The 3,968-nt window shown below is 44.3% G+C and carries 3 protein-coding genes; 2 read left to right on the top strand and 1 reads right to left on the bottom strand.

The genetic code is table 11. The annotated features are described in order from the left end of the window. Positions 1-170 precede the first annotated feature (170 nt). Positions 171-845 carry an HNH endonuclease gene (locus J3U76_RS14690; RefSeq protein WP_208006643.1) on the top strand — a complete coding sequence of 225 codons (675 nt, stop codon included), beginning with the start codon at positions 171-173 and terminating at the stop codon, positions 843-845. A 41-nt stretch (positions 846-886) separates the two neighbouring features. Here the strand turns inward: J3U76_RS14690 and J3U76_RS14255 are convergent, their stop codons facing one another. Continuing rightward, complete coding sequence (locus tag J3U76_RS14255; protein ID WP_208006642.1) at positions 887-1,666, bottom strand: phage integrase N-terminal SAM-like domain-containing protein; 780 nt, start codon at positions 1,664-1,666, stop codon at positions 887-889. A gap of 427 nt (positions 1,667-2,093) precedes the next feature. Between J3U76_RS14255 and J3U76_RS14250 the strand changes: the two genes are divergently transcribed. Further along, positions 2,094-3,209, top strand: a complete 1,116-nt coding sequence (locus J3U76_RS14250; protein WP_208006641.1) for an IS91 family transposase — start codon at positions 2,094-2,096, stop codon at positions 3,207-3,209. Positions 3,210-3,968 lie beyond the last annotated feature (759 nt).

Raw genomic sequence — 3,968 nt, 5'->3', positions numbered from 1 at the left:
TTTAAAGGTCTCGATGTGCATGGATTTCTCCCGAAAAGGGAGCATATGATCATAATCGATAGATCACGTCAACTAGTGAGCGGCTTAATGCCTTAACTGTTCAAAAAACGTTCGTGATCTTGCCCTGTATTTATATATTGCTTAAAAATAAACTTGAAGGTGTAGGTTTTGTGTTTGAGAAAGAGCAACAGCCTCACTTGCAAAATTTAAGAAGCACAGAGCTGAAATTTATCCACCCTCAACTTGAAAATAAGTTTAATGAGCTGGGTTTAAAAAGTAGGGCTAAAAAATACTATATAAAGCAATTATCCGATGACAGTGAGAGTGATATCGGATTGACGACCGGAAAAACATCCCCTCTCTTTAATATCGAAGCGTTCCCTACGCCTAATGCTATTGATTACTTTGATGGTGATACCCCCAATGCGTGGAGCAACAAAGAAGGTGATAATGCGCTAGATAGGTTACTTAATGCAATTAGTGAATACCTCTTATACACATTAAATGATGTGGAGAAGTTATTCCAAAGTGCGTTATCTGAGGCTAGTGCCTTGAGCCAAAAAGAAAGGCGCAGAAGGCTAAAAGCCGCGCGCTCTAAGCCCGAAAAAATACTCGTTAAAAGCTATACCTATAAAAGAAACCCAGATGTTGTGATAGAAGTGCTCGAGCGAGCCAAAGGTAACTGTGAACTATGTCAAAAACCAGCGCCGTTTAAAAGAAAAAGAGATTTAACGTCTTACCTAGAAGTTCATCATATTAAACAACTTGCACAAGGCGGGGACGATACCGTAGAGAATGCGATTGCTCTATGCCCCAACTGCCATAGAGAGCAGCATTTTGGTTAAAAATAAAGGTATCTGAACTCAGGTAATAATCACATAACAGGTTAGTATTGTGGCTGTTTTAACACAGGGTGATTAGATTTTAACGAACGGCTTGCTCCTGTGCCGATAGGTTTTTCGGTGCGAAGGCGATAACCAGCAAAGCGCAGCTTTTGGCGAATGCGATTCAAAAACGGACTGGCTGTCATGAATTTAAGGTTGCACGTGAACATTGGACGATTGCATCCATGCATTGGGTGCAGGCAGGCATCAATTTGCAGAGACAATGGCTTTAGCAATGAATCCGAGAGCAGGGTGGTGCGGTCTTTATTACCTTTGCCGCTGCGAACAATAATTTGCTGCATACCAAAATCGATATCTTTGACTCGAAGCCGCAACACTTCGTTAATCCGCAGGCCAGAACCATACATTAAACGCGCCACCAGTTGCGAGGTACCTTCCAGATGGCTTATTACGGCTTTGGCTTCATTATGGGTAAAAACGGTTGGCAGGCGCCGAGGCTTTCTTGCCAGTTCAAACGACAACTCATCCAGCGGTTGCTGAAGAAATTCCCGAAACAGAAAAACGATGGCATTCAAAGCGGTGCGTTGGGTGCTAACGCTGCTATTGCGTTGTACCGCGAGGTGAGAAAGAAACTGCTCAACCTCTTTTGTTGAGCAGGTAGAGGGATGGCGTATGTTATGAAAGCGAATAAACCGCTTAACCCAGTGGCAATAGGTTTGCTCGGTTTTGTAGGCCAGATTTCGGCTACGAATTAAAGCGCGCAGCTGATCCATGAAGCGCGTAGGCTTGTCAGGCAGTTTTGGCGGGACATCCAGCATCATGCGTTAGCTTCTTGCCTGTGTTTATATACAGTGGATTAGGGCCTAACTGCGAACATTGCACCCTGATTAAAGTGGAGTTATACGACAATTGTCGTAAAACTCCGTACTATTTACTTTATAAAGCTTACAAGTCACTGAAAAATATGGAATAGTTGACTTAGGTAAAAGTAGATAAGCGAACAGATACTTTGCATGAAAAGCGACAGTTGACGCTTATCTCCTAAGGTATCATTTTTAAATTAAATCAAGTGGTTGATATTAAGGATATTTTTAATGATGAGATTGATGCTTTTCAGAAATAAGCGCACGTTGCATATATGTCATTTGTCGTTGAATTAGCTGTTGAACTTGCCTCGCAGGCTCGGGGAAGTGAATTCACCGTCAAGTGTAGCTGGATAAATACACAGTGGTGTTCTATCTTTTTTAGATGGATACACTAACACTTCAAAAGCTGTTTCGAGCACAATTGGCTGAGGCAGCCCCTGCACTTAACATTCCCTTGTATCAGCTCAAGGCTGCACAAGCGATCAGCGGTTGTCGCACTGAAGCGATGGGCAGTCATGGTCAATATTGCAGTCATGGCCATCTTTGCGGCGTCTTTTATAACTCCTGTCGGCATCGAGGCTGCCCTCAGTGCCAATATACGGCGAAAGAGCGGTGGTTAGCGCAGTGGTCAGCGCGACTATTGAATGTGCAGCATCACCATTGGATCTTCACCGTACCGCACGAACTGCTGGGTTTATGGCGATATAATCGTGAATGGTTTCAGGATCAAATGTATCTTGCGGTGTCGAAGACGCTTAAGCAGCTCAGTCGTGCTGGTGGTCATTTAGGAGCCCAACCTGGCTACTTATTAGCCCTGCATACATGGGGCAGAAATCTGAGTGAACACCCGCATATTCACTGCCTGATCACCCACGGTGGTGTGAGCGATTCGGGAAAATGGCTCAGTCCTAAGCGAGCGATAATGTTTCCGGTAAAAGTCATGCAGCGTCTATTCCGGGGCAAATTTTTGGCTGCTACAAAACAAGCGTTAGCCAATAACGCACTGACGTTCCCTCCAGATCAGCAAACATCGGAACTGCTGAACTTAAGCAATAAACTCGGACGAATAGACTGGCAGGTTTATGCCTGTGCTCCTTATGCTCACGGTGTTGGTGTTGCCAAATATTTAGCTCGGTATATGCGCGGCGGTGCGATCAATAACAAACAGCTCATTGCCGTGAAAAATAATATGATCACGTTTAAATATAAATCACACCAAACCAAAAAGACTGAACGACAGCAAGTTAGCCTGCCAAATTTTACGCGTATGGTATTGAAGCACTTGCCCTTAAAAGGCAAACCCACTATTCGCTACTACGGGATATATCATCCAACTGTGGTTGAAAAGTTAAATGTGGCAAGAGCACAATGTAAACAACCACAATTTATTGCAGCCCAGTTGCCAACATGGCAAGCAATGCTAAATAAGCTAGGCATAAGATTAATTTGCCCAATATGTGGTGTCACAGAACGAATAGCGGCGGCCCCGCTTAAATGATAACTGGGCTGGTACTTAAAATCCGTACTCGACGCGGAGCAATATAGTGTGGGTAAAGGACTCAACTCATGACAATAAGCGTGGTGATAATAGTGAGTGGTTGTTACTATCCGATTATAAATCATGAGTTTGGCGACTGATAATCACGAGGCTTTTCCCCAGCGGGTCCGGAAGTTCAACAATACGATGAATCAGTCAAAGGTCTCCACACTCGACGAAGAGTAGAAAATGCTGAGTGGACCTTCGCTGATTATCTAAGCGTTATACAGAGAAAATAGCTTCGAGGGCTAATTATGAAAAATGAAGATTTTGACAAGAGACTCTAAAAGAAAGAAGTCATCGACAACCCGCATCAACACAAAATTCCGGCACTGCCCTGTGTGCAATGCTCCAATTGGCAGCTACCTATGCGCTTAAGTACGTTCACGACCTGATAGCCGTCCACCGGACGCCCGCCGCTAACAACGCGGTCGAGCTCTAGGGTGCTGCACTATTCATCAGCGTCCCGAGGTCGTCAACCGTCGTGCACGTTATGGTGATTGGGAAATAGATACCGTGATTGGACAACGTAAAGTCAGTGTTGCACTTACTAGTTGAATCTGGGTAAAAAATTAATACGACGCCTCCAGTACCCCCCTCTGTCACCCTAGTTGTCCGGTTGGCAATTCAGCCTAATTTTATATCAATAGGGCCGGTGTGGGAGTTATTATGTCATTGTATTCTGAAGAGCGTAAAGCAGCGGTTGTCAGTAAGTTATTG

Origin of the sequence: Oceanisphaera pacifica (genome assembly GCF_017498065.1) — a bacterium.
GTDB lineage: Bacteria > Pseudomonadota > Gammaproteobacteria > Enterobacterales > Aeromonadaceae > Oceanimonas > Oceanimonas pacifica.
The sequence above is the reverse complement of the archived record's forward strand: the minus strand, read 5'-3'. Positions and strand labels throughout refer to the sequence as shown.